This window comes from Halochromatium sp. (assembly GCF_054919635.1).
Genome location: NZ_JBUDPI010000004.1, coordinates 25,872 through 32,353, shown reverse-complemented (window position 1 = coordinate 32,353; position 6,482 = coordinate 25,872). Strand labels below are relative to the sequence as shown.

At 62.5% G+C, this 6,482-nt stretch carries 4 protein-coding genes and 1 tRNA gene; 1 reads left to right on the top strand and 4 read right to left on the bottom strand.

The genetic code is table 11. From position 1 onward, the window contains the following. Positions 1 to 482 precede the first annotated feature (482 nt). The 4 genes from ACY693_RS00790 to ACY693_RS00775 all read right to left on the bottom strand — a co-directional run bounded on the left by ACY693_RS00790 (position 483) and on the right by ACY693_RS00775 (position 5,981). Positions 483 to 559, bottom strand: a tRNA-Arg gene (locus tag ACY693_RS00790). A gap of 200 nt (positions 560 to 759) precedes the next feature. After that, the gene (locus ACY693_RS00785) at positions 760 to 2,184 is read right to left on the bottom strand and encodes a sugar porter family MFS transporter (RefSeq protein WP_462319920.1); all 1,425 of its coding nucleotides are present in this window, start codon (positions 2,182 to 2,184) and stop codon (positions 760 to 762) included. A gap of 33 nt (positions 2,185 to 2,217) precedes the next feature. Beyond that, on the bottom strand, positions 2,218 to 3,534 hold the full coding sequence (locus ACY693_RS00780; RefSeq protein WP_462319919.1) for a carbohydrate porin: 1,317 nt from the start codon (positions 3,532 to 3,534) through the stop codon (positions 2,218 to 2,220). 437 nt (positions 3,535 to 3,971) lie between these two features. Continuing rightward, complete coding sequence (locus ACY693_RS00775) at positions 3,972 to 5,981, bottom strand: UvrD-helicase domain-containing protein (RefSeq protein ID WP_462319918.1); 2,010 nt, start codon at positions 5,979 to 5,981, stop codon at positions 3,972 to 3,974. A gap of 96 nt (positions 5,982 to 6,077) precedes the next feature. On the opposite strand from ACY693_RS00775, the gene ACY693_RS00770 reads away from it, so the two are divergent. Then, positions 6,078 to 6,458, top strand: coding sequence for a DUF2782 domain-containing protein (locus ACY693_RS00770; protein ID WP_462319917.1), 381 nt, complete (start codon positions 6,078 to 6,080; stop codon positions 6,456 to 6,458). Positions 6,459 to 6,482: the final 24 nt, after the last annotated feature.

Below are 6,482 nucleotides of genomic sequence, written 5' to 3'. Positions count from 1 at the left end.
CGCTGCGAGCACTGGGAGGTGCCGCTGGTCGAGATCCAATGGCGGGCGGGCTAAGCTGTCTGCCTCGGCAATCGGCGCCGCCCTGCGAGTCCTCGCCAAACGAAACACGCCGACAGACCGGACGATAGCCGATTGGATTTGCTGTCTATCGGCAAGGCGCTTTAAACTCTGGGCGCCCTTCGACTGCCGTTTCCCGTTCAACCAAGTCTCCCCAGCGCTCAAATGCCCGGTTGAGGACTGGTGTCAGTAATCTAGGTTTTCGAGTCCTCTCAGATTCGAGGTGTCTACTGAGACAGAGAGCGACTTCAAAGTCGCCAAATTGCAACCCCGTGTGCGCTCCGTGCGGCGCTTCTCAAGTGGGATATGGCTGATTGGGGGTGAGCCTGTCAATAGCGCCGTCGCCAAGCTCGACCGCGTCTCACGATTGAGTCACGCGGCCGACTTGCGCGCAGATAGGAGGGTCGTCTAAATGCTTGATTAGATGGCGCGCCTGACAGGATTCGAACCTGTGACCCCTGCCTTCGGAGGGCAGTACTCTATCCAGCTGAGCTACAGGCGCGTGTTCGGAAGGGCTGCCCAGGATGAGGGCATTCGCAGAGCTTTTGAGCCGCTCTGCTAGACTGCTAAGAATAGCGTGATTGCGAGCCGTCGTCCATGACTGATGCGGCTTCGCTCTAAGATGCTGTTTCTGTGCTGCCGGGCTCGACGTCTTTGCTAACGGGCTTTTGGACTTCGCTTTCTCCCAAGTCTCTTTCAGTCTCAGACGCCGATCCGTTTCAGCCGCACGCCGTCTCGCAACCGCATCTCCATGTCTTCGAGGCTGACACGGCGTGTCTCCGGCGTGAATAGGAAGACGATGCCGAGCCCGATGACGCAGCAGGCGGCGAAGAAGTAGAACAAGACGGCACCGCCGAGGCCCTGCAGGACGATCTCGCTGCCTTGCACCACGCTGGCAGCGAAGACCCAGTTGGCGATCGTGGTGATGGTGATGCCGATTTCGCGGCCTTCGAGCGGGAAGATCTCGGCGCAGATGATCCAGACGATGGGCCCGAGTGAGATCGCGAAGGCGAAGATGTAGAGCAAGACGACGGCGACCGTCAGCACCTGGTCGGTCTCGGTGAGGACGCCGCCGCCTTGCTCGTACTGGAAGACGAGGCCAACGGCGAGCAGCGTGAGCGCCATCAGGGTCAGTCCCAGGTAGAGGATGGGCTTGCGACCAAGGCGATCGACGAAGGCCACCGCAAGCAGGGTTGTCACCATGTTCACAAAGCCGACGATCACGGTGGCGACCGCCGCGTTGGAGATCCCGGCCCTATCGAAGATCTCAGTCGAGTAGTAGATCACCGAGTTGATGCCAGAGAGCTGCTGCAAGGCTTGCAGGGCGATGCCGAGCAGCAGAACCTTCCAGAAGAAGCCCTGGCTGAACAGCTGGAAGCCATTGCTGCCCTTGGCCAGGCTGCTCTCGATCTCATTGATCTCGTGATCGATCTCGGGCTTGCTGGCGCGGGTTTTTTCGAGCACGGCGCGGGCTTGCTCGCGATGCTGGCGCAGCAATAGCCAACGCGGGCTGCGCGGTAGACTGAGCCCGGCCAGGAGCATCAGGATGGCCGGGATCGAGATGATCGCGAGCATCAGACGCCAGCTACCTGGATCACTACCGGCGGCCTTTTCCACGGTGGCATTGGAGACGAAGACCAGGAAGATGCCGATGGTGATCATCAACTGGTACATGGCGATGATGCCGCCGCGCATGTGGGTCGGTGAGATCTCGGAGAGATACAGCGGCACGACGAAGGCCGCGGTGCCAACCGCAAGGCCGAGCAAGAGTCGGCTCGCGAGCAGGATCTCGTAGCTCTGCGCGGTTGCCCCGACCAGGGTGCAGGCGGCGAATGCTAGCGCGGCGATGAGGATGGTGTTCTTGCGACCGAGGGCGCGTGCGACCCAACCGGCGATAAAGGCGCCCACCGCAGCCGCCCAGGCCAGCACGCTGGAGAAGAAGGCGGCTTGATCGGTGCTGAGTCCCATGTCCTTCTGGATCAGCGGCAGCGAGCCGTTGATGAAGCCCTGGTCGAGCCCAAAGAGCAGACCACCTAAAGCGCCGATGAAGGCGACGATGGCGACCTTGCGGACGATGGCAGTGGCGGATTTGTAGGCCTCGGCGAAGTGGGTGTTCGTTGTTGTCATCATTTTCTCCGAGAAAGACCCGCTGTCTGTCGATCAAAAATCAATGGTGATCTGGGCGCCGATCAGCAAGGCATCGTCGATCTCGCCGGTGCCTGCGGGATCGATGATGTACTGCATATCCGGTTGCAGCGTGATGCCACGGCCCAGGGCGATCTTGTAGTTCAACTCGAGGACGGACTCGGCGTGCTGGGTTGGTAGTCCGGAAGCGCGCCGCGCCTGATTGCGCTGATCGGTGACCCAGCCCTTGGTGAAGAGCAGCCCGGCGCTGTCTTGGTCGCGGCCAGGGATCAGGCCCTGATAGACCAGGCCGACGCTGACCTGCTGGTCGAGAAAGTTGACCTTGTCTTCGAGGCTGATGACCCATGCTCCAAGCGCCGAGAGTCCGCGCTCGCTACCGGGCTCGGCGCGATAGAGGCGCTGGTCGGCAAGCAGCCAGAGCATGGCGTTGCCGCTGACGGTGGCGTCATCGGTGCTCGAGAGGTCTTGGTAGTCGCCGTTCATCCAGAAGCCACCGAGCTTGTAGGTGCCGGGCAGGCCGGTCTGGCTCTCGCGCAGATGGTGATAGTGCAGCTCGCCAGCGAGTACGACGCCGTTGTCGCCGAAGCCCCAGCTGTCGCCGTGCTCATTGTGCGGGGTTGCGGCTGGATTCCCATCTTGCAGGTTGATGTCCGCGTCATAGACCGCGGCTTGTAGGGTCCAGCGTTGGTCAGGCGTGTCGTAGCGGGCGCGCAGGCCCCATTGCGCGCTCGGATAGGCGCTGAAGGCGAACGGATTCTCGAAGAATACGGCCTTCGGGCTGCCACAGATGGCGTTGTTCAAGAACTGGCAATAGAGCGGTGAGCGCAGAAAATCGTCGTTAGCGACGATGCGCCCATAGGCGAGGTCGAGGCGATCGTCGAGCAGCCTGGTGTTGAGCTGCACATTGACCAGGTGCCAGGTCTGGCCACCATAGATCTGTTGAGCGGGCAAGATATTCCCACCTTCGGAGGGTGCAACGTACTCGGCCGAGACGCTGTCGCCGTCGCGCTTAGCCAGCTTAATCAATAGGGTCGTTGCCGGGATGCTAGATAGCTGCGCAAGATCGAGGTGCAGGTCCAATCCCAGGTTCTGCGTGTAGGTGCCACCGCGGCGCTCGCCGCCGGAGACGTTCCACATCGGCTCGCTGGTGTAGTTGAGGTAGAAGGTGAAACCGTCTTGCTGCCAGCGATCTCGCAATCCATTCCAATTGCCGGTGAGATAGCTGTTGCTTGGGAAGCCACTGGTGAGGGCGCTCGCGACTGCCGGGCTCGCCATCGTTAGCAATGTTGCGCCAGCCAGTCCGGCTAACCAAGCGCGCTGTTCTCGTGCCATCTGACCGCTCCTTGCCGCTTGAGCGGCATTATTGTTGTCTTGCCAGCCGGTGCTGGGGCGGTTGAGGCAACGCAGCGACAGCGGACATCGAGCCGCGATACCACAAATGGATCGCGCAATCGCAGAGACACTGATCTTTGGCCAGGATGGCCAGGAAATCAGCATTGCCTAAGTCAAGCGGTTTTTTCTGCACTTTGCAAGGAATTTATCTTCAACCGAAGGGCGGACAGGCGACGATCGACCAAGGATGGGTCAAAACTAGTGATCAAGCACCGGACTACGATGACGACAGACGGAGCCTTGCGCTGCTCGGCACGGCATCGGGAGTCAGCCGTTCGCTAGGGTCACCGCTCGTCATCTGGCAAGAACCGCGGCAACCGAAGTTGGATCGACGTAGTGCATGGCTTACGGTAGGCCACCGCCGTCGCAGCGATGGATCAGCTCGATCGCGCCAGCATCGCTTTGAGCGCGGCGAGCTGGGTCTTTCCGTGCTCGCGTCGTTGTGCCTCGTCTTGCGGCTCCTGATCGACGCGGTGCAGGTCGGCGCTTGGCAGCTCGTCCAGGAAGCGGCTTGGCTCGCAGAGCACCTGCTCGCCATAGCGGCGCCGGTGGCGTGCGAGACTGAGGTTGAGTCGATTGCGCGCGCGGGTGATGCCGACATAGGCCAACCGGCGCTCCTCTTCGATGTTGTCGTCTTCGATGCTGTTGCGGTGCGGTAGCAGCTCTTCTTCCATGCCGACGAGGAAGACCTCGGGGAATTCGAGCCCCTTGGCTGCGTGCAGGGTCATCAGCGAGACGCGGTCGCCGCCTTCCTCCTCGTCCTGGCGCTCGAGCACATCCATCAGGGTCAGGTGCGCGACCATCTCGGGTAGCGTGCCCTCCTGTAAGGCGCCCTTGTTCAGGGCCTCGAGCCAGCCGATCAGCTCGTTGACGTTCTCGATGCGTCGCTCGGCGACCTTCAGGCTCGAGCTGGTGTCCTTGAGCCAGCCGCTGTAGTCGCTCTGATCAACCAGGGCGCGGACGGCGCCGATCGGATCGGTGCGGGCGCGCTGCTGATAGTGTTCTATCCAGGCCTTGAACTCGGCCAGTCGTCGGCGTTGGCGCTCGTTGAGATGGGACTCGAGGGCCAAGTCGGTGCAAGCGCTAAAGAGGCTGGTCTGGCGTTGGGCCGCCGCGGTTGCCAGTTTCTCGAGCGTGCCGGGTCCAATCTCGCGCCGGGGCACGTTGATGATGCGCAGGAAGGCCGCGTCATCATCCGGATTGGCGATTAGCCGCAGATAGGCCATCACATCCTTGACCTCGGTGCGGGCGAAGAAGGCGGTGCCGCCGGAGAGGAAGTAGGGGATGTTCAAGGCGCGCAATGCCTTCTCGAACGGGCGCGCCTGATGATTGCCGCGATAGAGGATGGCGAAATCGCCATAGGCGCGGCCCTTGGTCTGATGCCCATGCAAGATCTCGGTGGCGATGCGCTCCGCTTCATGGGTCTCATCGCGGCAGTGCAGCACGCGGGCGCGCTCACCAGGCCCAAGCGCGCTCCAGAGCTGCTTCTCGAACAGATGCGGGTTGTTGGCGATCAGGCCGTTGGCGAGACTCAGGATGCGACCGGACGAGCGGTAGTTCTGCTCGAGCATGATCACCTTGAGCAGTGGAAAGTCGTCCTTCAGCCGCGCCAGGTTCTCCGGTCGGGCGCCGCGCCAGGCGTAGATCGATTGATCATCATCGCCGACCACGGTGAAGGCACCGTCCGGACCGACTAGCAGCTTCGCCAGCTCATACTGGGCGTTGTTGGTGTCTTGATACTCATCGACGAGCAGGTGCCGAATGCGCCCCTGCCAGTGCTCGCGCACGGCTGGCACCTCACGCAGCAGCCGCACCGGGCGCAGGATCAGGTCGTCGAAGTCGACGGCGTTGTAGGCGGCGAGGCTGCGCTCGTAGCGGGCATAGAGCCGTGCGAGACCGGCCTCGAAGGCGTCCTCGGCCAGGCTCGCGGCGCGACTGGGCTCGACCATCGCATTCTTCCAGTGCGAGATCCGCGTCAGCGCTGCAGCCGGACTGGTCGCTTCGTCCAGGCCCGCCTCGCGCAGATGCTCTTTCAGGATCTGCTCGCCATCCTGCGGGTCGACCAGCGAGAAGCCGGGGCGCAGATCGCTATGGGCGATCTCGCGCCGCAGCAGCTCGAGCCCGAAGGTGTGGAAGGTCGAGACCCGCAGCCCATGGCCGGCGCGGCCTTTGACCAGATGTCCAACGCGCGTCTTCATCTCACGCGCGGCCTTATTGGTGAAGGTCAGCGCGACGATGCCGCGCGCGGCAACGCCGCGATCACCGATCAGATGCGCGATCTTGTGGGTGATGACACGGGTCTTGCCCGAGCCGGCGCAGGCAATCACCAGCAGCGGACCCTGGCAGTAGCGCACGGCTTCGATCTGCCGTGGGTTCAGGCCTCTCATCAGTGGCTCCGATTCAGTATGGGGAACAGCCCGTTGGGCGTGAAGGGCCGCTCCGAGCTAAACTAGACGCCCGAATCCAGCATCGAGCCCGAGGCCATGTCAGCGTCTGTATGTATCCCGACACCTGCCCGTCCTGGCCTTGCGGCCCTGCTCTTGTTGTGCGTTGTGCTTGCGCCCCCGGCGCTGCGTGCGCAAGACGGCTCTGGCGGTTTTCTCTCGGCCCCCGAGGTGCCTTCAATTCCGGGGCGCTACGCCGGAGATAGCGCGAGCGCCCCCGAGGTCACGATTACCGAGACCGACGAAGGAACCGTCTACGAGTATCGGGTCAAGGGCCAAGTCTACATGGTCAAGGTCCAGCCCATCGTCGGGCCGCCCTACTTCCTCCTTGATACCAACGGCGACGGCGTTCTCGATGTGCAGGAGCGGCGGCAAACACCCGATCTAGCGGTGCCACAGTGGCTCTTGTTCAGTTGGTAGCGGTCGCGGGGTCGCCCTCGGGTC